Genomic DNA, 23,303 nt, shown 5'->3' with positions numbered 1-23,303 from the left:
CTCTCCCGACTTGGGGCGCATCCTTGCGGGGATGCGCCCTTTTTTTGGTCAGATCTCGTCCGGTCCGAATCCGAGAGCCGTGGTCAGTGCGGCACGGGCGCTGGCGCATCGCTCCCAAAGGCGGGGATCGCCGAGATTTTCCGGCGCAATCGCTTCCGGCCACGCCCGTGCGATGACGTCCTCCATCCGTCGACAGGCGGGTTCGTCCAGCAGGAAGCGGGGATCGATCGCGGCAAGCGCATCCGGCTCGACCTGCACGCGCAGCCGCAGGCAGGCTGGGCCGCCGCCATTGCGCATCGATTCCCGGACGTCGACGATCTCGAGCTGTCGGATCGGACCGTTGCCCGCAACCATCTCCACCAGCCAGCCCCAGACGTCGGCGTTCTCGCGGGCTTCCGCGGGAAGCACCAGCGCCATGCCGCCGCTTGGCAGGGTGACGAGCTGGGAATTGAACAGATACGACCGGATCGCCGTATCGAGCGACACCCGGTCCGCGGGAACCTCGATGATCGTGGCGTCCGGCACGAGGCGGTGCAGCGCCGCGTAAAGCCCCCGCGGTTCGGCGAAGGCCTGCTCATGCGCGAACAGGACATGGCCGTTCGCCACCGCGACGACGTCGTTGTGGAAGGCGCCGGCCGCGATCGCCGCGTCGCTTTGCCGGACCATCATGGTGTGGGCGGGATCGAGCCCGTGACGCCGCGCGACGGCTTCGCTGGCGATGCGATGCTGGCGCGACGGGAAGCCGCCGGCACGGCCTTCGCCATAGACGAACATCTCGACGGCGGGGCCGCCGGCTGCGGGGGCGAGGCGCATGAAGTTGGCCGCACCCTCGTCGCCAAAGGCAGAAGGGACGGGGGCGTGCACGCGAAAATAGCGCGGATCCGCAAAGGCCAGCCTTAATTGCCGTTCGGTCTGGATAGCCTCGCTGGCGCGGTGCGGCATCGTCGAGAGGTTCGCGACCGAAAGGTGGCAAAGCCCGTCCCGCGTATCGGCCGAGGGCGATACGGTGCCGGCGTTGGCTGCCCACATCGCGGATGCCGACATCGCCGTGGCAACGAGCGCGGGGTCCTCGGTCCAGGCCGCCGCGAGAACTTCCGGATCGCTGCCGTCGAAGCCGAGTGCGTGCAACCACCCGACATTCGGCCGGGCATGCGGAAGGAACACGCCCTGCTTCAACCCCATCCGCATCAGCTGCCGCATCTTTGCGATGCCCTGCAACGCGGCGAGACGCGGTGCAGACGTTGCGCCCGCGTTGGCGGACGATGCGAGATTGCCGATCGAAAGCCCGGCATAGTTGTGCGTAGGACCAACGATCCCGTCGAAATTGACCTCGATCACGCCGATATTCCCCTCGTTCCACGGCTCTGCGGCCCATGATTGCGGCTCTTACCGCGCAAGGCACCGTTCTGGATAGGGAATAGCTTTGGGGACTCCGGAGAAGCCTAGCTGCCGACGCAGCATGTTCATATGCGAACTGATAATTTCCAAGTAAGTATCAGATGTACTACACTTATGCATATCAGGAAGTTAAATCCGTATTAAACAAGGTTTCACCGTATCGATCCATATCGGTTTATTATCCGATATGCAGCATATAGATGTGGCTTTAGCTTTATGCGACTTGCAGATTATCAACGCGATCGGCGCGGATTCTTCATGCAAGACGCAAGGAGAAGATCATGGCAAACAACGTCACCACTGCGTTGAACTGGCTCGCGGACACGCCCGAGGGCGCTATTGCCCTGAAGGGCGTTGCAGACGCCGGTGAAGCGCTACGCAAGGCATTGCCGGTCAAACTGACCAACGACGAGCTCAAATACGTCATCGAACGTCTGTGGGCACAGCGCGCGACCGAGGGCTGGGATGCCAAGGCGCATTTCGATGTTCAGACCACGGGCGGCAGCCACAGTGCGGAACTGTCGCGCATCAAGGTGCCGACGGCACTGATCGCTGATCTGAAGATCCGTGATCTCGGGTTCGTGATCAAGGCAGAGATACCCCAACCGCGGTTCTGAACGCGCTGGCTGCCACACGCGCCGCCCGAAGTGACGGCAATCGATTATCCGAAGTTTCGGCGGACGGGGCGCGGCATGCCGATCCCGGTCCGTCGACCTTCGCAGCAAGGCCTTGTCCCATGTCGAACGCCCGGCGCTACGAATGCTTCTGTGTCGATGCGACCGAGCAAGTGATGTTCGCAGGCGATATTGCCGGCCGGATTTCGACCATCGACATCGACAGCTTTCTCGTCGTCCGTCATGGCCAGGCTCATTGCGGCACGATCCATGCGCTCACGGCGCATCCAACGCTGCCCTATCTGGCGGCGCTGTCGAACGACCGCACCATTTCGATCTGGCGGATCGGCGACGACGCTGTGCTGACGCGTGTCGGCCAGGCATCGATCCGCGATCTCGCCTGTACCAACGACGACGCGGCGATCGCGCCGATTTTCTCGCACAGCGTCGCGCTCGGGTTTCACGACAGCAAACGACGCATCGTGACGCGCACCGGCAATGGCGGCACGGTGGAACTCGAATTCGACGACGACGGTACGCTGACACAGCGTTGGGCGTTGCGGCTCCATGACGACTGGGACGTGCAGATGACGCGCTTCGTCGCAGGGGGCGACGGCGTGCTCAGCGCCGGTCGCGATGCGAGCCTGGTGCTGGTCGAGGATGGCCGGGAAATACGGCGCTGGCGGTTCGGCGACGTCGTGGCGCATTGGGCGGAGCATCTGTCGGGCAGCGTGTATCTGGTCGCGAGCGATCTTGGCCTCGCTGCAAAAGTCGACATCGCGTCGGACTCGCCACCGCAGTTCGGCGTACGCTTCGCGCATGACGATATGGAGTTCCTGACCTATAATCGGACCAGCAGACGCGCGTTCGGTACCAGCTTCGATCGTAACGTCTACGAAGTCGATCCGGTCACGCTGGCGTCGAAAGGCGTCGTCTATTCGCCCGGCTACAAATGCGTCTGGGCAAAGACGCTGGAGCGCTCTCCGTCGATCCTACTCGTCCAGAGCCGCAACGGTGGCCTCTACAAGGCGGACCTCTCGACCGGCGAGACGATCGCGGTGATCAAGGACGTTCCCGATGCGCTGTGGAGCGTCGTCGTGCTGACCGACGGCGACATGCTGGCGGCGGGCGAGGGCGATTTCCTCGTCCATTACCGGTTCTGCGATGTCGGCGAGCAGAGCAGGACGCAAGTGTTCGAGACGCGGCGGATCGTTCTGCCAATGGCGGCGGAAAGCTATACCAAGCGGATCGTGTACGACCCGGCAAGCGGGCATATTGCGTTCGGACGAACCGACGGCGACATTTGGGCGGGAACACTCGACGCCTTCGACCTAGTGACCAATCTCGGCTCGGCTATCCGTGATCTCGCCTTCGATGCCAGCGGCCAGGGGCTGGTCGCCGCGACCGAAGACGGGCGCATCGTCGCGGTCGACATCGCGACGCGCCTGGCGGTGACGCGGCATCAGGACGACGCGCAGCCGTTCGCCCGCGCGATCTGGGCGCTCGCATACAATCCCATTCACGACCTTCTGGCCTATGCGCCGTTCGGAACGACGCTCCATGTCGTCAAGCTCGCCGATTTCACGCCGTTCGTCACGGCAGAGTGCGCGCGGGTGAAGCGGATCCGTTGGATCGATGCCACCACGCTGCTGTATGGCAGTTCGGGCGAGATCGTCCGCCTGGACGTATCGACCGGCGAGACGACGACATTGGTCGCCAGGATGCAGAACACGATCGAGGACTTCATCTGGGATCGCGGCCGACGCTACCTGCTGGCGATCAGCTATCAATGCACGATCGGGTTGTTCGATTTCGATACCGGCGCCCCGCTCGACCATGTTCGGGACCAGATCGACTATGCCAAGGGCCTCGCCTGGCTCGATCCGGCGGGTAGCGATGCTTATCCGATGGACTTCATCACCTGGGGGCGGTCTGGCGAATGCCACCTCTACCGCATCCACAACGAGCGGATCGTGGCGATGGGGCCGATCGGGCGGCCGTCTGCAGAGGCACTGGCGCCGCTCCGCGCCGACGATCTGGCGCGTATCCCGACCCCGTCGTTCGCCTGACGACGCATGACCGTCGCTATCAGCAGTGCACGCCCATGCAGCTGTGCATGCCCGGCGGATCCGTGGCGGTCAGGCCAAGCCGAACTGACGCCGACGTCGGATCAAGCGCAACCTGATGTGCCTACTTGGAAGAGGCAGGCCAGCGGCCGTGACCGGCGGTCGGCCACCATCCGGTCGCCGATCTCGAGGATGTCGCGTCGTACCTCTGGGGTCGCTGGCGCCCCGGTTTCGGAGAATCGCGCGCAGCGATGTTCTCGCACCATTTTCACGCGTCTGCCGCGCTACTCTCATGGCAGGTGAGGGCGCGCCGCCGATGGACGATATCGTCGCTATTCCCGCGACGACGTTCTGGATGGGTTCCGACCTTGACGAGGTGGAGCGCGCGGTGCGCGAGTGGCAGGACCGGCTCGTCGATCGCGCCTACCGCAGCGTGTTCCGCGACTGGATCCTGAAGGAATATCCCGCGCACCGCGTAACGGTTGCAGCGTTCGGTCTGGCGCGCGTGCCCGTGACCAATCGCGACTATCGACGCTTCCTCCGCGACCGGCCGGGCTCGGTGCCGGAATCTCTTATCCGCGACATGCCCGGCGATCATCCCGTCTGGGGTGTCTCGCTTGCCGATGCCCGAGCCTATGCCGCGTGGTTGCGTCGGGTCGACGGGCAGGCGTGGCGGCTACCGAGCGAGACCGAGTGGGAACTGGCCGCCGCCGGTCCGCAAGGGCGACGCTATCCCTATGGCGACGTCTTCTCGGCCTTGCAGTGCAACAGCATCGAAAGTCGCCGCGGCATGACGACACCGGTCGATGCGTTTCCGGGCGGCGCATCGGACTGGGGCGTGCTCGATCTCGCGGGCAATGTGGAGGAGTGGACGATGACGCGCTACGAACCCTATTCCGGCGGGGTGCCCGTCGCGGACGACCTCGCTCGGCTCCACGCCGGCGCGTACAACGTCCTGCGCGGCGGCTGCTTCGCGCTCGGCGGCGATCTGACGCGAACGCGGCGGCGTCACGGGCCCTATGTCGGCGCGCAGTTTGCGGTGACGGGATTCCGGCTGGCGCTGGACGATCCCCGATGATCGGTCACCGCTCCCCGATCAGCGGCGTCGACGTCAGCGCGCATGGCCTCACTGCGACCGCAGGCTATGACAATGCGATTATCCTGTGGGACGATCTCGGACGCCCCGTCGCGCGGGGGAACCACGACCATCTCGTGAACCAGTGCCGCTTCAATCCGGCCGGCGATCGCCTGGTGACGGCCAGCAGCGATTACAGCGCCAGGATCTGGGAAATCCCGGGGCTTCGGCTCGTGTCGGTGCTGCGCGGCCATGACGATGATGTGGAAATGGCGTCGTTCAGTCCCGACGGCACCCGTGTCGCCACCGCCTCGCGCGATCACCGGATCGGTGTGTTCGATGTCGGCGGGCCGGGCGCCGATCCGAACGGCTGCAAGATGACGCTGTCGTTGCGAGGGCACAAATCCGACGTCCTGTCGGTCGAATGGAGCGAAGACGGCGCGACGTTGTTCTCGTCGAGTGACGACGGAACGGTGCGGCGGTGGTGCGCGCGCAACGGTACGCTGCTCGCGACCATCGACCTCGGCACGGTCGAGGCGGACACGGTGGTGCGCGGCGAGGGCGATACGCTGTACGCGGGCACGGACGGCGGCGAGATCGCGATCATCCGCGGGTCCGTGGTCGAGCGGATCGCCGCGCATGCCTCCGGCGTGAAGCGGGTGATCGCGGACCGGGTGTCACGCCGGCTGATCACCGCGAGCTACGATCGCTGGGTCAAGCTGTGGCGGATCGATGCCGATGGCGGCCTGTCGCTCGCCGCCGAAACGCAGGCGCCGGCCTCGGTCTGGCTGCGGAGCATTGCCGCGCGCGCCGACGGGCGGCTTGTGTTCGGCACGTTCGGAACGGGCTACGCCGTGTTCGATCCGGCGATCGGCGACTGGGACCTGTCGCGCGTCCAGGACACGTCGGGCATCAACGCGGTGCGTCACCATGCCGGCGCGGTCTGGACGATCGGCGATGCCGGCGTATTGCGCCGTGACGGAGTGGTCGTGCAGCGGATCGGCAGCCTCTGCAATTTCCTGATGCCGTTCGGGACCATGCTGCTGACCGGGGGGCATCTTGGCATCGTCTTCGACGCGCTGACGGGCACGGAACTTCATCGCCATCATTCCCCGCTCAACTGCGCGACGGTCTTCGTGCGGGATGGCGTCGATCACGTCGCGATCGGCAGCTATACGGGGGAGGCCCTGATCTTCAGGCAGGGGGCCAGGGGTAGGCTCGATATGGCGGCGACGATCGACGTCCATGCGAATGCGATCAAGGGGCTTGCGAGCAACGGCACGGAGCTATTCAGCGTTTGCGCGACCGGCGATGCCGCGCGCGTGCCGATTAAAGCGCTCGGCCCGGTTTCGATCATTGCAGCCGCGCATAGCCGTATCTGCAATGGTGCCGCGGCGCTGAACGATGGCGGATTCGTCAGCGTCGGGCGCGATCTGCAGTTGCGCTTCTGGTATCCCGATCGTGCCTGGGCCGTCGCCACCCCGCACCGGCATTCGGTCAAATGCGTGGCGGCTTGCGACGCGAGCGGTCGGGTCGCGACCGGCACATATGACGGCGAAGTCGGCATCTATGATTCTACGACCATGACCTGGACTGTCGCGCGCCCGACCACCGCAGGCATCTCCTCGATCGCCACCTGCGGCGAGGCAGGCGTGTTCATCGCAGCCTCGTACGATGGGCAGACGTACCGGATCGACCACCCCGCGCAACCGGCCGGGTGATCGGAGTTAACAGTTTGAACAGAGGATCGAGGAGACGGGAGACCCGACCGGTTCGGGGACGTTGCAAGTCATTCAAAACATGTGCTGACCGTCCTGTTCATGGACTGATATCCCCAGGCGCGGACGGACTGGACATCGGCCACATCGACTGCTGCGCAACCAGCATGGAAACCGTGTTCGCGCCGTACGGCAACACCCTACCGCTATCGGGGCTACCTGACCCAACCAACCTGGCCGCCATCGCACCCAGCCTGACCGTCTCGCCTGCCATGACGGTCCACATGACGAGCGCCCGGAACCGCGCGGCTCCGCCTCTGGCAACGACCGCCTACGCGGGTTTCGGGGATCGCGCAGAAGTGCGTTGAAGGTTGCCGCCCGACTTTATACTGGCACCGGATCAGTTGCTTCGGTCACCTCGCGCTCGGAAGCCGGCTTGTGAGCACGCATAAGGGTAGGTCGTCAGGATTTTTGAATCGCAATGAATTATCGCCATTCCTTCCACGCCGGCAATAGTGCCGATGTCGTCAAGCACGGCCTGTTGATCGCTCTCGTGCGGGCCCTGCAGCAGAAACCGGGCGCGCTGACGCTGATCGACACGCATGCCGGGTGCGGGCTGTACGACCTCGGCGGCGACGATGCCCAGCGTACCGGCGAGTCCGCGCAGGGCGTGGTGCGGGCACTTGCCGACCCGAACTCGTTGCTGGCCGACTACCGCGCCGTCGTGCAAGCGGTGAATGTCGGCGCCGAGCCGCACTTGTACCCCGGCTCGCCGCGGATCCTGGCGCAGCTTCTGCGTCCGCAGGATTTCCTGATCCTGAACGAAAAACATCCCGCGGACGCCTACACTCTACGCGGCGTCATGCGCGACACATCCGCAGCGGTGCACGAGCGCGACGCCTACGAGCTTTGGCTGGCGATGGTGCCGCCCCGAACCGCGCGCGGCGTGGTGGTGGTCGACCCGCCGTACGAGCAGCTCGATGAGCGGGACCGTATCACGGCCACCCTCGCCGCCGCCCACCGCAAATGGGCGCATGGCGTGACGGTGATCTGGTATCCGCTGAAAGAGCGCGCCACGCAGTGGCGGTGGAAGGACCAGCTTCGCAAGCTCGGCATCCCGAAATTGATGGGCGTCGAGCATTGGCTGTACGATGTCGATCAGCCCGGCAGCTATAATGGCGCAGGCCTTTACATCGTCAACCCGCCATATGCCTTCGTGCAGGCTTTGCCGCCTCTGCTGGAAGCCCTGCGCGCCGCGCTGGCGCCGGAGGGGCATAGGGGCGAGATCACGGCCGATTGGTTGCGCGAATAAGGTAAACCGCCCTAAGGTCCCCGCGGTTTCCCCGCGGAATGCTTTTAGGTTCGGCCAGCTCGCGCGCGTTCCAGCCACCATGACATCGCGGCGACCAGCAGCCAGCCGATGAACCAGGGCCAGGATGGCCCGTGGTCGTATTCGAGCGTCCGCACGCTCTCGCGATTGCCGCCACCGACTTGGCGCAGTGTTCCGTCGCGACGATCTATCGCGCGGAGGCCCGGCAGCGCATTGGCGGGATAGACGTAGAAGGGCCGTGCCGCGGGACCCGAGGCCCGGTGCCAGCCGGCAACGCTGGGCCAATAGCCCGCGCACCCGGCTGCACCGGTCGCGGGATCGACGAGCGCCCGACTTGCGTCTCCTCGGGGATCGGTAACGAGGATGGGGCCCGCGCCGCAGATCGTCATACGCTGGCCGGCGAACGCGGGCGTCTCGATCCGCACCACTGGACCGGCCTGACGACGGGCGACGTCGGAGACAAGGTTGCTCCAGAGTTCGTTATGGGCATCGCTATGGCCGCTGGTGACGAGCGCGAAGCTGTCCTGCACGCTGATCAGGGCGACCTTGCCGCGTCCGCGGCTCCGCGACGCCGCGAGCACGGTGCCGCGGATGTCGCGCAGAATTGGCATGCCGCCCGTGAGGGTAACGGCCTGTCGTGTCAGCACCGGCACGGTGTCGCGCGCGCCCGCTACCGAGGCGGGGGCGTCGCGAGTTCCTGGACCACGGCGCGCGGCGAGCGCTTCGTCGCTGGGGGCGTCGGGCTGCAACGTTACCGGCGCGATGTCGGCCGTGCCGGGCGCGGTCAGCCCGAGAACTTGCCAGCCGCGCGGCACCGGCCCGGTTATCCGCACGATCAGGCCCATGCCGCCCCGCACCGCCGCCGCGACCGCCTCGCGTCCGCCCGCGCCGATCCCGTCCCAGGCGCGGTCGTCGAGGATCATGGCATCGACCTTTCCCAGCGCCGCGGTCGTCATGTCGGGCGGCGTATCGACGAGCGAGGCGCCACCACCCAAATCGACCCGGACCCGCGGCGCCAGCCCCGCATCGGTCGCCCATCGGCGCAGATACTTTACTTCGGGGCCCGGCGCCCCGGCACGGATAAGCACGCGCGCGGGGGCCGAGGCCGGCACCCAGACCGGTACCGATGCCTGCTCGATCAGCGTCCGCGATCGGTCGCGCAGACGCACGGTAAAGATCGCGGTTCCCGCAGCGCGGGCGGTACCGGAAAGCGCGATGTCACTGGTCGGTCCGATCGGTTGCTCGTCGACGATCCGCGACGCTGGATCGAGCAACGCCGCCGATCCGCCTGCAATCCCCTCGGCGCGGGCTGTGACTGCGAACCGCGCGCCGGCGGCGATCGGAGCCGTCGGTTGCAGCGCGATCAGGCCGCGTGGTTCGCCGGTCGGTTCGAAGCGCACCGCCCATCCGGCGGTCGCTTGCCGGTCGCGGGGTTCCAGACCGGAGCCAACGATCCGCAGCGCGCCGGCGGAGGGATAGTGCCTCAGCGCGGTGCCGAGATCGGGCAGGAGTTCGGCCCCGACTACGCCCGACGCCTCGGGTAACGCGATCAGTCGCTCGCCCGGTCCGGTCGGGACGAAACGAGGCGCTCCGGACGTCGCTATGACCAGCGTGCCGGTCGCCTTTCCGGCGGCGGCGGGGGGGAACAGCGTGCAGTAGAGCAACACGGCCGCCACCGGTTGCAGCGCCAGCAACGCAGCCAGTCGCCACCGCCGCGCGCGGGACGACGCGGGGGCATGTCGCTGCCACAGCAAAAGGCGCGCCCAGCCGAGCACGACCGCGAGCGTCAGGATCGCTGCGATGCCTTGCGCTGCGCTCATGGCAGCGCGTCCAGATAGCGGCGGCCGATCGCGTCGCCGGCCGGGCGCCGGGTCAGGCCGGGCGTTGGCCTGGGTAGCGCGCTCCAGAGCGTACCGCGCAGCTTGGCGCGGCAGGGGGCGCAGCCAGGATCGCGACGCAGCGTGTCGATCGCGGCAGACAGCGCGAGCGGATCGGGCACGCGCGCCGCGTTCGCGTGGAGCCAGCGCGAGAGTGCGTCCAGCCCAGCGGTGTCGCTGCCCGTATCGAGTGCCGCCCAGATCGCCGAGGGCGTTGCGTCGACCGGGTCGGCCGCGGTGGAGGCGAGCGTGCGCGCGGCCATGTCCGAACGGTCTCCCGTCAGCCTGCGCGCGAGATCGACCGGGGGCAGTTGCGATCCGGTGCGCGCGAGGAAGATTCGGGTCGCCTGCTGGACCTGTTTGATGAAGCGCAACGCCTTGTACGCGAACGGCAGTGCGCGCCTGGGGTCGCCCAGCTGGAGCGCGGTTTCGGACTGGCGCATGTTGTCGAGCGCCTGGCGCAATGTCGCGCGCGTGCCGGGATCGAGCAGCGTCGCGGCTTCGGATTCGTCATGCGTGTGGCCGTACGTCTCGACGATCGCCGCCTCCTGCCCGAATTGCGGAGCGGCTGGAGGTGTTTCGCCGGCGTGTTCGTCGGCGACAGGGGGGGCGCCTTCTTCCGCGTCGCTGGTCGGCATCGCGTTGGTTGCGCCACCGCCGACTTCCTCGCCCATGAACTGGCCATACCGCATGCGCAGAAGTCGCTGATCGTCGGCGATCGAGGACGAGCGTGCGAGGAAGCGGTCGGGCGCGGGGCGGGGGCGTTCGGCGAGCAGCGCTTCGGCGTCGATGATGACTTGTCGCTGGCTGCTGAAATACGCCGGCATCGTGCGACGTGTCATTGCCTCCAGCCCGCTCTCGGCACCGCTGGCGGGCGGGCGGCGAAGGATCACGGCGGGGCCGACGATGCGGTGCGGCGCGGGCGTACGGGCGTCGGCAACGGTGAGTTGCGCGACCAGATCGCCGGGTTCGGTGAAGCCGGTTCCCGCGAGCGCGATGGTCGTCGCGAAGATACGGCGGCGAGCGTCACCGGTGCCGCGGACCGCCACGGTGCGCTCGCTGAAGCGGACATTCTCGCCTTCACCCTGCGCAACTACGATGTGGAGAGAGGCGACCGGTTGCACGCCGTAATCGTCCGTCGCCTCGAACGACAGCGACCAGCTGCGCTGACCCGCTGACATCTGGACGAGCGTATCGGTGGGCGAGGTCAGGCGGACCTGCGGCGGCTGATCGGAGATCACGTCGATGCGGTGGAGCGGGGGGGCCGGTAACCCACCCTGCGCGACGACGCGGTAGAGGAACGCCCGGTCCGCGGTGCGCGCCGTGGTCCACGTCGCGCCGGATTGCGCAAGGCGCGAAGGCGCTCCGTCAAGGACCACGAGCGAGGCAGCGATGGGTTCGGGCGAGAAGGCGAGCGTCCACTCGAGCCGCGACCCGGCCGGGACGCGCGCGTCGAGCGTGCCGAGTGCGCGCGGGGGGAGGCCGGTATAGGCGGGCGGAATTACCGTCAGGCGCTGCGCGGCCAGCGCCGGGACGCCCGGCCGCGCGACGCCCTCATGCGCCGGCGACAGCGCTGCGCCGGGCCTGGTTCGATCGGGCCACAGAGCGATCGCGGCGAGGGCGGCAACAGCGGCCAGCCACAGCAAGACCGCCGTTCGGTGCGATCGGGCGGGATACAGCTCCGGCACCGGTTCGGCGGCCAGTCTCGCCGCGACCCGCGCGCGTTGCAAGCGCTGGAACGGAGTCAGCGCGGCCGGATCGGCGAAGAGCAGGTCGGTACTGTCCTCCGCGTCGCTGCGCGCGGCATCGATCGCCGCGATCAGCCAGCGGCGGTCGTAGCGGCGCGCGCGGTCGCGGACGACCAGGACGGTCGCGATGACGCCAAGCACGGCCAGGACGAAACCCGTGGCAGGGCTCGATAGCCGCCAGCCCGATGCCGTCACGACGATCACGATCGGCGTCGCGAGGAGCAGGTCGTCGCGCATCGATCGCGTTCGCGCTGGTCTGGCCCAGTCGGTCACGGGCGTCACCACGCTCATGGCGCGATCGCCCGCTTGGCGCGGGTCGCGAGCCAGCGCTCGACCAGCCACGCGACGGCGATGGCGAGCGCGAACCAGGGACGCAGATCGCGCGACTGGCTTGCCGGGGGCAGACCGCCGGGCAGCGGCCGGTACGCGCTCGCTTCGACCCGCGTCGGTGGTGAACCGGGCGCAAGAAGATCCGCGAGCGTCTTCGGGAAGCTGGGCTCTACCAGCGCCGGCATGGCGATCGGATCGAGCGGTTGCAGCAGCCGCGCGACGTGCCCATTGCCCTGCGACCGCGTTTCGGCGAGCGGTCGGCCGGTCTCGTCATGCCATGCCGGGACGGTAGGGCTCGCTGCGATCACAGTATCGCTGGCGACGAGCGCGGTGCCGCCCCGGTCGATCCAGCGGGCGGCGGGAGCCGGCAGGGTGCCGCCCGCCAACCAGATCAGCGCCGTCGTGCGCGGCGGAATGGCGCGTGCCGTATCACCGACGTCGATCGCGAGGCCGAGTGCGGCGGTTGCAGCCCTAATGTAGCGTGAGCCGGGCGCATGCGCAGCGTCGGTGCGCAGCGCGACGCGGAGCGGTGACGCGGCGGGTCTGCTCGCCGCCATGGCGCCGGGGACGACCCTCCAGCGCACACGGTGCGACACGCGTGGATGCTCCGCATCGGCGCCGTCGAGGGTGGCGGGGACGACGATCGTCAACGGCGCCGTCGCCGCAGTTTGCAAATCGAGTTGGCGAATCAGGCTGCCGATCGGAACCGCGCCACGCGGGGCGGGCGTGTCGATTGGCGGGAAGCCGGGCGCGAGCCAAATCGCGCGTGCTTTTGCATCCCGAGTCACGGTCGTGACGTCGATCCCCGGCGCGAGCGCGATCACGGGCGTCGGGTCCTGGGTGTTCAGCAGCGCTGGCCCAGCAAGGAACACCGACACGAGCGCGAGCAACAGGATTCGGGTCGCTAGCAACAGCAGTTCGTCGAACTTCGGCCGGTGACGCGGACGCGGCTTCTGACGAAGCCAGCGCAGTGCGGCGAAGTTGGTCGGGCGCTGTTCGGTCCGGCGCGCGAGGTGGAGGACCAGCGGTATCAGTATCGAGGCCAGCGCGGCCAGGCCCAGCGGGAACAGGAGCGTCGGCGTCATGCTCCGCCCGCGCGGTTGCCGATGCGGCCGAACAGGCGCTGCAACGGCGTGTCGAGCGGCTGGTCGAGGACGAGTTCGGCGTGGCGGATGCCAGCGGCGTCGAGCGCGGCGTGGAGGCCCGCCTTGGCTTCGGCGAACCGGTTCAGATACTCGGCGCGGAGGGCAGGGCCGTCGCCGAGCAGTTCCTCGCCGGTCTCGGGATCGCGGAAGCGGTAGCCGCCGTCGTAATCGAAATCGCGCTCCCCGACGGTGAGGATCTGGATTCCCAACACTTCGCGGCCAGCGGCGGACAGCCGGCGAGCGAGATCGAGGCAGGCTGGGTCGAACCAGTCTGACAGGATCACGACCAGGTCACGCTGGCCGATGCGCTCCCACAAGGGGGCGATCTTCGATTCCTCGGGAAAAACGCCGGACGCCGCCAACGCGTGAAGGTCGAGGTGGAGGCGATCGCGGTGGCGGGTACCGCTCGCTGGGCGGGTCAGCGCGAGACCAGTGTCACGCAGCGCGGCGAATGCGAACCGGTCGCCTTGCGCGAGTGCAAGTTCCGCCAGCACCGCGACGAGCCCCTTCGCTGCATCCAGCCGCGTGTATTCGGGGCGGCGCGCGTCTGCCTGCATCATCGACGCGCTGGCATCGAGCAGGATCCACAGCGCGACGGGACTTTCCCGCTCGGCTTCGCGGACGAAGAAGCGGTCCGATCGGGCGTATAGCTTCCAGTCGATCTGGCGCGGTTCGTCGCCGAACTCATACGGTCGGTATTGCGCAAACTCGAGGCCGGTGCCGCGGCTGTGGCTCGCGTGCAGGCCGATCCCGCGATCGCCTACCGCACGGCGGGCGACCAGCGACAGTCCCTTCAACCTGTGCCGCACATCAGCTGGTATCAGGACGGGCGGTATCAGGCTGTCAGGCACCAGGACCCCGGACCGCGCCGACCAGACGCGAGACGACCTGGTCCGGGCTGATGCCCTCGGCTTCGGCGGCAAACGACAGGATCAGGCGATGGCGCAGCACCGGCGCGGCAAGCGCGAGGATGTCGTCGCGGGTCGCGGCCAGCCGCCCCTGGAGCAGCGCACGCGCCTTGGCGGCGAGGACCAGCGACTGGCCCGCGCGGGGCCCCGCACCCCAACGGACGTAGTTGCGGATCGCGTCGGGCATGCCCTCGCCCGGTCGGCTCGCGCGCACGATCCGCGTGATCCAGTCGAGCAGGTCCTCACTCAGATGCACGTCGCGCACCCAGCGGCGCAGGACCAGCACGTCGTCCGCATTGAGCACGCGCGGCACTGTCGCGGTACGGCTGCCGGTGGTCTGCGCGATGATCGCGCGCTCCTCCGCCTCGGTCGGATAATCGACGCGGACGTGGAGCAGGAATCGATCGAGCTGCGCCTCGGGCAGTGGATAGGTGCCGGCCTGCTCGATCGGATTCTGCGTCGCCAGCACGAAGAACGGATCGGGCAGCGTGTAGGTGGTGCCACCATAGCTGACGGTGCGTTCCTGCATCGCTTCCAGCAGAGCGGCCTGCGTCTTGGGCGGCGTGCGGTTGAGTTCGTCTGCGAGCAGCAGGTTGGTGAAGATCGGGCCCTGCTGGAAGCGGAAATGGCGCTTGCCGGTGCCGTGATCCTCCTCGAGCAACTCGGTACCGAGAATGTCGCTCGGCATCAGGTCGGGCGTGAACTGGACGCGGCGAAAATCGAGTTCCAGCGCCTCGCCGAGCGACCGTACCAGCAACGTCTTGCCGAGGCCTGGAACGCCTTCCATCAGGCAATGCCCGCCGGCGATCAGCGCGATCAGCAGTTGCTCGACGACCGCCTCCTGCCCGACGATAGCCTGGCCGATCGCGGCGCGCAGGTCGCCGAGCTTGGCCAGTTGCGCGGCGATATCCGTTTCGGTGACGTCGGTTTCATTGATGTCGGTCATCGGAGCACTCTCGGGCAGGCTAGGGTCAGACGGTCAGCGCGTACATGACGATGTTGACGCCGAACTTGGTATTGTCCTGCGCGAGAAAGCGCTTGTTGCGCCAGTCGTAGTCCCATTCGCACCCGTAATCCTTGTTGCTGTAGAGCAGCCCGAGCCGGCCATCGATGGTGATGCCCTTGAGGTAATCGTGGACGAGGTCGTCGCCCCAGCCGTTCAGCTCGAACGTGGTCGCCGGAGGCCCGGGAAACTTGAAGAAGCTGGTGTAGATCGGATGCTTCGGCGGCAGCTTCTGCAAGCCGCGCGGCCCAAAGATCTTGGCCATCTGGCGTTCGAAGGACTGCGCGAACAGACCGTCGATATCGTGGTTGCAATCGTCGACCAGCACGAACCCGCCGCTGCGGACATAGCGTTCGAAGTTGCGGCGTTCGGCGGCCGAGAACTCGACCAGCTTGTGCCCGGCCATGTAGCAGAACGGCGCGGTCAGCATCTTGGGGTCGGCGAGCGCGACGACGCGCTCCTTCGGATCGACGCGCAGGTTGGTGTAGTCGATCAGCGAGGTGATGATGTTCGACGGCATCCGCCGATCGACGTCCCAGTCGCCGGATTGATAGCGCAGGCGCGTGAACCAGAAGTCGTACGCGCCGGCGGCGGTGGCGGCGCGCGGGAGGAGCGTGGTGGCCAGGCCAGCGCCCATGAGCTTGAGGAAGTCGTGGCGCGTCATGTCGTCAGTCGCGTCATGCTACCACCCCGGCGAAGGCCGGGACCCAATGGGAATGGTCATAGTGCCGGTGCGCCATCATCATTGTCGCCGTCCCCCAATTGGGCCCCGACCTTCGCCGGGGTGGTGCAATTGGGGGACGGGCAAGGTCACACCGCGTCCGACAGCGACGTGAAGGTGAAGTCGCGCAGTTTCATCGGTGGGATCATCATCACCAGCGAGCTCTCGTCGCCGGCCACGCGGACCGGCTTGCCCAGTTCGTCGATGTTGTTGAGCATGATCACCGGGCTTTCGTTGAAGCGGAAGTTCTTCACCGGATACTTGATCTCGCCGTTCTCGATGTAGAACGTCCCGTCGCGCGTCAGGCCGGTCAGCAGCACGGTCTGCGGATCGACCATGCGGATGTACCAGGTCCGCGAGACGAGGATGCCGCGCTCGGTGCCGCGGATCAGGTCGGCGGTCGTCTTCGTGCCGCCCGCCATCAGCAGGTTGCCCGGCGATCCGACCGCGCGCTTGCCCTGCTTCTGCGCCCAGTAGCGCGAGTAGTTGAGGTTGACGATCTTACCACCCTTGACGATCGGCATCGCCTCGCGCGGGAGCCCCTCGTCGTCCCACGGCATCACCGCGGCGCCAGGCGCCCAGGGGTCGGCGGTGAAGTTGACGCGCGGATCATAGACCTGCTCGCCGACCTTGTTGCCGCCGCCCTTCTTCGACAGGAAGCTACGCCCTTCATCCGCCTGACGCGCGTCGAAGAAGTTCATCATGAAGCTGATGAGCCCCGCCGCCGCCGCGGGTTCGAGGATGACGGTGTACTTGCCGGGTTCGAGCGCGCGCGCGTCGACCGAGGCGGACGCCTTGCGGATGCCGGTGCGGATGTCGGTGGAGGCGCTGAACGCAGCAGAATCCTGCAGGCTGCGGCCTACCCAGCCCGAACCGCGGCCGTCTTCGGAACGGACCGTGCAGGTGTAGTCCATCGACGAAGCGCGCTGGTAGCCGAAATTGCCCTTCGAATTGGCGAACGCGACATAGCTCTGGCCGTCCTGCAGGAAGCCGGCGGCGATCAGCTTCTCGGCCTTGCACGCGGTGATCGAATCGCCGGCGACCTTGGCCCGATATTCGGGATCGATCGCGGCGGTCGCGGCGCTGAACGTCGGCGACGGCTTGTAGACCTGCTTGGCGACGGCGGGGACGAACTCGGGGTTCTCGGGCGCGAGGCGGGCGAGATCTTCGGCGCGGCGGACGACGCGTTCGAGCGAGGCGTCGTCGAACTGGTTGATCGTCGCGGTGCCGACGCGCTTGCCGAACGCGACCTGCACGGCGAGATCCGAATTGTTGATCACCCCGCTGGTCGAGATGTTGTTCAGCGCGAACCGGATGTTGCCGTCGATCGAGCCCGTGAGCTGCGCGGTACATTCGTCGGCTTTCGACAGCGCGACGACCTTGGTGAGGATGGCGCGCGCCTGCTCTTCGGTGAGGATGCTCATGACCTGTATCTCCTATCAGCCGAGCGAGCGGGCGGTGTTGATGACGTTGATGCCGTTGAAGCGCGCGGTCGAGGAGCCGTGGCTCACCGTCGAAACCTGGCTCGGCTGGCCCTTGCCGTCGAAGAACGACCCGCCCATCCGGTAGTCGCTGGCGTCGCATACGCCGACGCACGCGTTCCAGAATTCCGGCGTGCGGATCTGGTAGGCGACATCCTCGATCTGCTGCGTGATCTTGCCGTTCTTGATCTCGTAGAACAGCTGACCGCCGAACTGCGCATTGTAGCGTTGCTGGTCGATCGAGAAGGACCCGTCACCGATGATGTAGATGCCGTTCTCGACACCGCCGATCATGTCGGCGACGCTCTGCTTCTTCTTGCCCGCCTCCAGGCTGACGTTGGGCATGCGCTGGAACTGCACGTTGGCCCAGTTGTCGGCATAGCAGCAGCCGTCCGAGGCGGACTTGCCGATGATGTGCGCCTGGTCGCGGATCGCCTCCAGATCGACCAGCTTGCCGTCGCGGATGAGATCCCATTTCTTGGTCTTCACGCCCTCGTCGTCGTAACCGACCGCGCCGAGGCTGCCATATTGCGTCTTGTCGGCGACGATCGAGACTTCGGGGCTGCCGTACTGGAAGCGCTGCTTGACCTTGTCGAGCGTGACGAACGAGGTGCCGGCATAGTTCGCTTCGTAGCCGAGCACGCGATCGAGCTCGAGCGGATGGCCGACCGATTCGTGGATCGTCAGCCAGGTGTGCGACGGGTCGAGCACGAGGTCGTATTTGCCGGGCTTGACGGTCGGCGCCTTGAGCTTGGCCTGCGCCTGCTTGGCGGCGGCGATCGCGTCCTCCTTCATGTCGTAGGACAAGCCGTAATTGACGACGCCGTTGGGCGAGACGAACTTGCCCGACGCGGCACCGTCGAGATACTCGAACCCCATGCCCATCGGCGCGGACAGGCCTTCGCGGGTGCGGAACTTGCCGGTCGCCTTGTCGATCGCGGTCACGGTCAGCGGCGCCCAGATGCGGTGGACGTCCTGGTCGATGTACGATCCGTCGGTCGAGGCGAAATACTTCTGCTCGTTGACCAGGAAGAGGATCGAGTTGACGAAGCTCGCCCCGGCATCGGTCGCCGCGGCGTTGACGCCGAGCAGCAAGTCGACCTTTTCCTTGAGCGGCACCGCCATCGCGTTCTTCTTGACCGGGGTGCGCCACGACACCTCGCCGACGCCGGGCGTGGGCGCGAGCTGGACCGGTGCGGTCTGCGACTTGGAATTGGCCTTGGCGATCGCGGTGGCAAGCTTGGCGGCGTTGGCGACCGCATCGACGGTCATCTCGTTGGTCGCGGAAAAACCCCAGGCGCCGTTGGCGATGACGCGAACGCCGACCCCGGTCGATTCGGTGCTGACGACGTTCTCGACGTTTTTCTCGCGCGTGATGACGAATTGGCGAAGATACCGGCCGACGCGGACGTCGCAATAGCTGGCCCCTGCCGCTTTCGCGGCATTGAGAGCGGCATCGGCAAGACGCTTTTTCACAGCGACATCGAGGGTTGAGACCAGCTCCTCGGCAGCGATCGCGCGCCCGAGGAACGTCGGCAACACGCCGCCGCCCAGTGCCAGGCCGCTCGCGGCCAGGAAGTCCCGTCTATGCAACGCCGTTCCCCCAATATCGCCCGCGAGTGTCCTCTGCGTGGCACGGTTCTCAAATACCGGTGACGACGACCGCGTTTCGATCGTGACCTGTCCGAGGCAGGATCATCGCGCGCGTTTCGACCGGCGTCAACACGGTGTTTTACCGATATGCTACAGCAAGCGTGTTTGTCCCACTGGGACCGACACGAGCCCGTCCTCCGTCGGCTTCGCGCCATTGGTAATGGACTGGAAGATGCTCGTTCAAACGCGAGGACCGACGTTCGCCAGAGATTGACGATTCAGCCGCCGCGATACGCCGTCCTTTCGCGATCACCTTGCGGGAGCTTACGCGCTCCGGACTGTCGGCGCTTCAGAAGCTGCTCTGTTGCATAGCGACCAGGCGCCGTTGGCCGACCGCGAGCAACGCCAGCGAACGATCGCGACTGCTCACCAGCGGCATCGCACCGGGATTGTGGCGGGTACCGCAGACGAAGTAGCGGGTCACCGTTGAGCCGCCTGGCCCGAGCGAACACACGTCCGAAGGCTGGCGGTCCGATTGTCCTGAAGCAGGGCACCGCAACGATGGGTTGGCTGATGATCATTTCCCTTCGTTGCGGTCATCGACGAGGTCCTGTCCGAGGTCGTCGGCACACGGCAACCGTTCCGTAATGGCGGAATGCTCCAAAATGGCGTGCGTTCATAACGTCTAAAGATGATACGTCGGCTGTGCCGCGACGCGTGCGACCGGTGAGAGCGCAACGTCGGACACCTTGCCTACGAATTCATCGAATGCCGAAGCGATCGGCCGATAAGCGAGAAAAATGCACGGCTGGCGCCGCTGATTGCGACATCCCATTCGGGATGCCATTGGACGGCGACGACGTCGCCGCCGCAGGGTCGCGCCGAGAATGCCTCGATCAGGCCGTCGTCGGTCGCGATCGCCTCAACGTTCAGCCCGGTTCCGAGCTGGTCGATGCCCTGGCGGTGGACCGACGTCACCGACACGCTCGACTGTGCCATGACCGTTTCCAGGACGCCGCCAGTTTGCAGCACCACATCGTGAACATGGTCGAACAGCGTTTCATACGCCGTCACGTCGTCGGTTTCCCGGTGATGGCCTACGTCCGCGTTGCCCAGCGTGCCACCGAACAGGACATTGAGTTCCTGCAGGCCACGACAGATGCCGAAGACCGGTCGGCCCGCCTCGATCATTCGTGCGGCAAGATCGAACGCGACGGCATCGCGGTCGAGATCCAGCGTATCGTCCGGCGCATCGACACGGCCGTAGCGGTCGCCGGCGACGTTCGACCGCGACCCGGTCAGCAGAAGTCCGTCGAGTCGCGGCGCCAACGACCGGGCGTCCAGTGCGCCCGCGACCGCCGGCACCAGCAGAACGGTCGCATGTGAATAGCGCACGAGAGGATCGACGAAACGGGTGGCGACCGCCTGGATGGGGCGATCGGCGACTTCGTTGCAGCATACCACGCCGATCACCGGGCGCGCGGGTCCAGTCTCTCGGTGGCTGGGATCGCGTCGCGACGGAAAAAAGCGCGTCATGCCGACCGCCCGCGCAACGTCTCATGCAACTGGATGGCGGCGTCTCCCTGCAGGATCACCGCGGTTGGCTGCGCCACGACGCTGCCGGGTGGAACGTCTTCCAGCAGCCAGACATTGCCACCGATCGTCGCACCGCGACCGATCGTCACGCGCCCCAGGATGGTGGCACCGGCATAGATCACCACGTCGTCCTCGACGATCGGATGGCGGGCCAGTCGCTCGCGTACCGACATGTCCGTCACGCCGAGCGGGCTGCGCGCGCCGAGCGTCACGTGCTGGTAGATCTGGACCCGGTCGCCGATGATCGCGGTCTCGCCGATCACGACGCCGGTGCCGTGATCGATGAAGACGCCGCGCCCGATCGTGGCGCCGGGGTGGATGTCGATGCCGGTGCGGGTGTTGGCAAGCTCGGACACGATCCGCGCGACGATCGGCGCTCCCAGATTGTAGAGCGCATGCGCGATGCGGTGATGCAGCATCGCGACGATTCCGGGATAGCAGATCAGGATCTCGTCCGCGCTGCGGGCCGCCGGATCGCCGAGGAACGCGGCACGGACGTCGGCATCGACCATCTCGCGGATTGGGGCGAGTTCGGCGACGAACAGGCGGACGATCATCGCCGACTGACTCGGATCGAACGGCTCCACCGATTCCTCTTGCCAATAGGCGAGTTCGCTTGCCACCTGCCGCTGCAAGATCGTCAGCGCGCTGCGTAACGCAGAGTGGACGAAGGCGTCTTCCCCCGCGCCGTCTCCCGAATAGCCACCGAGCCGACCGGGAAACAGCGCGACGACAAGCTCGCCTACCGCGCGCTCGACCTCGATCCGCGACGGAAAGCGCGCCACGCTGTGACGTCCGCCATCCTCGCGTCGCCACGCGACGCGCGCGGCACGCAGGTCGGCGATGGCGTCGTCGATATTGGGTAGCTGATGCGGGGCGGCAGTCATAGCAGGTCCGGATAGCCGAAGCGGATCGCGGTCTGTTCCAGCGCGCGGATCGGGGCCAGCGCGTCAGCGTTCGCGGTCAAAACAGCTGCCAGCCCAAGCATCGCACGATCCTCCGCGAGGTGAGGGTCGGTCATGATCTGCTGCAAGGCGAGACGCAGCGCTGCGATCGTCTCGATGCTCGTGGTCGCCGACGTCACGAACGGCAGCGTCGGAGAGGCGGGGCTCCGCGCGACGATCTTGAGCGGGGCGGTCAGATCGGGCTCATGGCGTATCAGCGCTGCGTAGCTGACCGTATCGATCGCGGCGATATCCGCGTCTCCCGCAACGACCGCCACGACACTGGCGCGGTGCGATCCGGTCTGCACCGCAGTGGCGAAGAAGCTACGCGTCTCAGCGATCGGCGCCAGCGTCGCGCGAAACAGGTTCATGCCCGTGTTCGACTGCGGATCGTTGATCGCGGGGCGGGTGTCGCGGTAGTCGCCAAGCGATCTGCGCCCGTCGTTCGCCCGTGCCACCAGTACGCTGGCATGCGTTGCATGGCCATGGCCCGAACCAGGCGCATCATAGACCGGCAAGGCGATGACTAACAGCGCAAGGCTTTCGTCGGCAACCAGCGGATAGCCGCACGCCTGCCCGAACAACAGATTCGGGTCCCGCCAGATATCATGGACGTGGCGCGCCCGGTCGAGGACATCGGGCACGCCTTCGACCCCACGCGTGCGCAGGATACGGACGATCGCGGACCAGATCCGATCGTTAGCGCCCTGTTGCGCCGGGTGATCGTACATCCCGAGCGACGCGACCAGCCGCGTCATGCGGAGCGTGCCCGGTGATCGGGATGCAGCATGTCGTCATGCGATCGAAACGCGAACCGCCGTATGATCTCGCCATAGCCGCGATAGATGGGCGCCCCCCGTTCGACGAACCGGTCACGGTGGCTGCGGTGATAGGACGGCAGGCGATACCAGGCCAGCCGCGGACGCTCATGGTGAGCGGCATGGAGATTATTGTTGAGATACAGGACCGAGAACAGGCCGCCGCGCTCGACGATGGCGGCCCGTCCAGGACTTGCCAGATCGGCGCGATGCTCCGCGTAGGAGCGGAGCATCGTCAGCGCGGTGCCCGGATAGACGAAGGCCAGCAGATAGGTCGCAAGGTTCAATCCGACGTGATCCAGCCACCACAACACCGCGGCCACGCCGATCAGATGCGGTGCCCAGTCACGCGCGACGGCAGCAGGGCTACGGACAGCACGTCGCGCCTCGGCGATCAGAAATCGACCGATCGATAAGGCCGGGCCGAAGATCATCTGCCCGACCAGGGTCGATTGCAGCGAAGCGGCGAGGGCGCCTTGGCTCGATAGACGGTAGCGCGATTCTGGATCGTGCCGGGGATCGGTAATCACCTTGGCGCCATGATGCGCGAGATGGCTTCGGCGATACAGCCGGTACGGCAGCCAGAGCGACAAGGGAGCAAAACCGATCGCGCTGTCGACGCGGCTGAACCCGGTCGGATGGCCGTGGATCGTCTCGTGTTGCAGCGATCCCTGCCACGCCACCAGCCATCCGCCGAGGACGACCAGCACGGGAAGCGGAACCTGCGCGTGTAACGCGGTAAGCGCGATCCATCCGGCATAGATCAGGACGGCGATGGTGAGCGTGGGCCATTCTATGACGGGCACCCTCGCGACGAACTTTCGCATATCCACCTCCTTTGCTGTCGCCAACATCCCCGCAACCGGTGGGAATTGAAAGCAAGCAAAGGTGCGCCGCGGGGATAGGTTTGCTTCGTCAGTGCGATTTGAGGGCGGGCT

General features: G+C 66.7%; 20 protein-coding genes. 6 read left to right on the top strand and 14 right to left on the bottom strand.

What is annotated here, in order from left to right:
• Positions 1–48: 48 nt before the first annotated feature.
• Complete coding sequence (locus tag O6Y00_RS11755) at positions 49–1,344, bottom strand: N-succinylarginine dihydrolase (RefSeq protein WP_353443026.1); 1,296 nt, start codon at positions 1,342–1,344, stop codon at positions 49–51.
• A 335-nt stretch (positions 1,345–1,679) separates the two neighbouring features.
• Here O6Y00_RS11755 and O6Y00_RS11750 point away from each other — a divergent pair, with 335 nt between their 5' ends.
• From O6Y00_RS11750 to O6Y00_RS11725, 6 genes are all read left to right on the top strand, one after another.
• Complete coding sequence (locus tag O6Y00_RS11750; protein ID WP_353442803.1) at positions 1,680–2,015, top strand: hypothetical protein; 336 nt, start codon at positions 1,680–1,682, stop codon at positions 2,013–2,015.
• 119 nt (positions 2,016–2,134) lie between these two features.
• On the top strand, positions 2,135–4,081 hold the full coding sequence (locus O6Y00_RS11745) for a WD40 repeat domain-containing protein (RefSeq protein WP_353442802.1): 1,947 nt from the start codon (positions 2,135–2,137) through the stop codon (positions 4,079–4,081).
• Between the two features lie 313 nt (positions 4,082–4,394).
• Positions 4,395–5,156 (top strand): formylglycine-generating enzyme family protein, encoded by a 762-nt coding sequence (locus tag O6Y00_RS11740; protein ID WP_353442801.1) that lies wholly within the window; start codon positions 4,395–4,397, stop codon positions 5,154–5,156.
• Positions 5,153–6,874 carry a WD40 repeat domain-containing protein gene (locus O6Y00_RS11735; protein WP_353442800.1) on the top strand — a complete coding sequence of 574 codons (1,722 nt, stop codon included), beginning with the start codon at positions 5,153–5,155 and terminating at the stop codon, positions 6,872–6,874. The genes O6Y00_RS11740 and O6Y00_RS11735 overlap by 4 nt, the downstream gene beginning before the upstream one ends.
• Before the next feature lie 164 nt (positions 6,875–7,038).
• On the top strand, positions 7,039–7,239 hold the full coding sequence (locus O6Y00_RS11730; RefSeq protein ID WP_353442799.1) for a hypothetical protein: 201 nt from the start codon (positions 7,039–7,041) through the stop codon (positions 7,237–7,239).
• A gap of 113 nt (positions 7,240–7,352) precedes the next feature.
• The gene (locus tag O6Y00_RS11725) at positions 7,353–8,183 is read left to right on the top strand and encodes a 23S rRNA (adenine(2030)-N(6))-methyltransferase RlmJ (protein ID WP_353442798.1); all 831 of its coding nucleotides are present in this window, start codon (positions 7,353–7,355) and stop codon (positions 8,181–8,183) included.
• A gap of 44 nt (positions 8,184–8,227) precedes the next feature.
• Here the strand turns inward: O6Y00_RS11725 and O6Y00_RS11720 are convergent, their stop codons facing one another.
• The 13 genes from O6Y00_RS11720 to O6Y00_RS11660 all read right to left on the bottom strand — a co-directional run bounded on the left by O6Y00_RS11720 (position 8,228) and on the right by O6Y00_RS11660 (position 23,192).
• Positions 8,228–10,021, bottom strand: a complete 1,794-nt coding sequence (locus tag O6Y00_RS11720) for a carboxypeptidase regulatory-like domain-containing protein (protein ID WP_353442797.1) — start codon at positions 10,019–10,021, stop codon at positions 8,228–8,230.
• Complete coding sequence (locus tag O6Y00_RS11715) at positions 10,018–12,117, bottom strand: DUF4175 domain-containing protein (RefSeq protein ID WP_353442796.1); 2,100 nt, start codon at positions 12,115–12,117, stop codon at positions 10,018–10,020. The genes O6Y00_RS11720 and O6Y00_RS11715 overlap by 4 nt, the downstream gene beginning before the upstream one ends.
• On the bottom strand, positions 12,114–13,241 hold the full coding sequence (locus O6Y00_RS11710; protein WP_353442795.1) for a BatA domain-containing protein: 1,128 nt from the start codon (positions 13,239–13,241) through the stop codon (positions 12,114–12,116). The genes O6Y00_RS11715 and O6Y00_RS11710 overlap by 4 nt, the downstream gene beginning before the upstream one ends.
• Entirely contained in the window at positions 13,238–14,152 is a 915-nt protein-coding gene (locus O6Y00_RS11705) for a DUF58 domain-containing protein (RefSeq protein WP_353442794.1), read from the bottom strand. The genes O6Y00_RS11710 and O6Y00_RS11705 overlap by 4 nt, the downstream gene beginning before the upstream one ends.
• Positions 14,145–15,155, bottom strand: a complete 1,011-nt coding sequence (locus tag O6Y00_RS11700) for an AAA family ATPase (protein WP_353442793.1) — start codon at positions 15,153–15,155, stop codon at positions 14,145–14,147. Before O6Y00_RS11700 ends, O6Y00_RS11705 begins: the two co-directional genes overlap by 8 nt.
• A gap of 25 nt (positions 15,156–15,180) precedes the next feature.
• On the bottom strand, positions 15,181–15,876 hold the full coding sequence (locus O6Y00_RS11695) for a DUF4159 domain-containing protein (RefSeq protein ID WP_353442792.1): 696 nt from the start codon (positions 15,874–15,876) through the stop codon (positions 15,181–15,183).
• A 146-nt stretch (positions 15,877–16,022) separates the two neighbouring features.
• Positions 16,023–17,357, bottom strand: coding sequence for a TldD/PmbA family protein (locus O6Y00_RS11690; protein WP_353442791.1), 1,335 nt, complete (start codon positions 17,355–17,357; stop codon positions 16,023–16,025).
• 15 nt (positions 17,358–17,372) lie between these two features.
• Complete coding sequence (locus O6Y00_RS11685) at positions 17,373–19,007, bottom strand: TldD/PmbA family protein (RefSeq protein WP_353442790.1); 1,635 nt, start codon at positions 19,005–19,007, stop codon at positions 17,373–17,375.
• Positions 19,008–19,356: 349 nt separating this feature from the next.
• Positions 19,357–19,491: a hypothetical protein gene (locus O6Y00_RS11680; protein WP_353442789.1), complete on the bottom strand. Its 135-nt coding sequence runs from the start codon at positions 19,489–19,491 to the stop codon at positions 19,357–19,359.
• Between the two features lie 269 nt (positions 19,492–19,760).
• A complete protein-coding gene (locus O6Y00_RS11675; protein WP_353442788.1) occupies positions 19,761–20,543 on the bottom strand; it encodes a gamma-glutamyl-gamma-aminobutyrate hydrolase family protein in 783 nt (260 codons plus the stop codon).
• Positions 20,540–21,490, bottom strand: a complete 951-nt coding sequence (gene epsC, locus O6Y00_RS11670) for a serine O-acetyltransferase EpsC (RefSeq protein WP_353442787.1) — start codon at positions 21,488–21,490, stop codon at positions 20,540–20,542. Before epsC ends, O6Y00_RS11675 begins: the two co-directional genes overlap by 4 nt.
• Positions 21,487–22,305 carry a phosphate/phosphite/phosphonate ABC transporter substrate-binding protein gene (locus O6Y00_RS11665; protein WP_353442786.1) on the bottom strand — a complete coding sequence of 273 codons (819 nt, stop codon included), beginning with the start codon at positions 22,303–22,305 and terminating at the stop codon, positions 21,487–21,489. Before O6Y00_RS11665 ends, epsC begins: the two co-directional genes overlap by 4 nt.
• A complete protein-coding gene (locus O6Y00_RS11660; protein ID WP_353442785.1) occupies positions 22,302–23,192 on the bottom strand; it encodes a fatty acid desaturase in 891 nt (296 codons plus the stop codon). Before O6Y00_RS11660 ends, O6Y00_RS11665 begins: the two co-directional genes overlap by 4 nt.
• Between the last annotated feature and the right edge of the window lie 111 nt (positions 23,193–23,303).

Source organism: Sphingomonas faeni (assembly GCF_040407565.1).
Classification (GTDB): domain Bacteria; phylum Pseudomonadota; class Alphaproteobacteria; order Sphingomonadales; family Sphingomonadaceae; genus Sphingomonas; species Sphingomonas faeni_F.
Note: the sequence above shows the minus strand (reverse complement) of the source record. Positions and strands in the feature narration are given on the sequence as shown.

Bases quoted from the DNA above. Each gene is read 5' to 3' on its own strand.
- O6Y00_RS11750 (WP_353442803.1), top strand. From the start codon at position 1,680: ATGGCAAACAACGTCACCACTGCGTTGAACTGGCTCGCGGACACGCCC.
- O6Y00_RS11745 (WP_353442802.1), top strand. From the start codon at position 2,135: ATGTCGAACGCCCGGCGCTACGAATGCTTCTGTGTCGATGCGACCGAG.
- O6Y00_RS11740 (WP_353442801.1), top strand. From the start codon at position 4,395: ATGGACGATATCGTCGCTATTCCCGCGACGACGTTCTGGATGGGTTCC.
- O6Y00_RS11735 (WP_353442800.1), top strand. From the start codon at position 5,153: ATGATCGGTCACCGCTCCCCGATCAGCGGCGTCGACGTCAGCGCGCAT.
- O6Y00_RS11730 (WP_353442799.1), top strand. From the start codon at position 7,039: ATGGAAACCGTGTTCGCGCCGTACGGCAACACCCTACCGCTATCGGGG.
- O6Y00_RS11725 (WP_353442798.1), top strand. From the start codon at position 7,353: ATGAATTATCGCCATTCCTTCCACGCCGGCAATAGTGCCGATGTCGTC.
- O6Y00_RS11720 (WP_353442797.1), bottom strand. From the start codon at position 10,021: ATGAGCGCAGCGCAAGGCATCGCAGCGATCCTGACGCTCGCGGTCGTG.
- O6Y00_RS11715 (WP_353442796.1), bottom strand. From the start codon at position 12,117: ATGAGCGTGGTGACGCCCGTGACCGACTGGGCCAGACCAGCGCGAACG.
- O6Y00_RS11710 (WP_353442795.1), bottom strand. From the start codon at position 13,241: ATGACGCCGACGCTCCTGTTCCCGCTGGGCCTGGCCGCGCTGGCCTCG.
- O6Y00_RS11700 (WP_353442793.1), bottom strand. From the start codon at position 15,155: ATGACCGACATCAATGAAACCGACGTCACCGAAACGGATATCGCCGCG.
- O6Y00_RS11695 (WP_353442792.1), bottom strand. From the start codon at position 15,876: ATGACGCGCCACGACTTCCTCAAGCTCATGGGCGCTGGCCTGGCCACC.
- O6Y00_RS11690 (WP_353442791.1), bottom strand. From the start codon at position 17,357: ATGAGCATCCTCACCGAAGAGCAGGCGCGCGCCATCCTCACCAAGGTC.
- O6Y00_RS11675 (WP_353442788.1), bottom strand. From the start codon at position 20,543: ATGACGCGCTTTTTTCCGTCGCGACGCGATCCCAGCCACCGAGAGACT.
- epsC (WP_353442787.1), bottom strand. From the start codon at position 21,490: ATGACTGCCGCCCCGCATCAGCTACCCAATATCGACGACGCCATCGCC.
- O6Y00_RS11665 (WP_353442786.1), bottom strand. From the start codon at position 22,305: ATGACGCGGCTGGTCGCGTCGCTCGGGATGTACGATCACCCGGCGCAA.
- O6Y00_RS11660 (WP_353442785.1), bottom strand. From the start codon at position 23,192: ATGCGAAAGTTCGTCGCGAGGGTGCCCGTCATAGAATGGCCCACGCTC.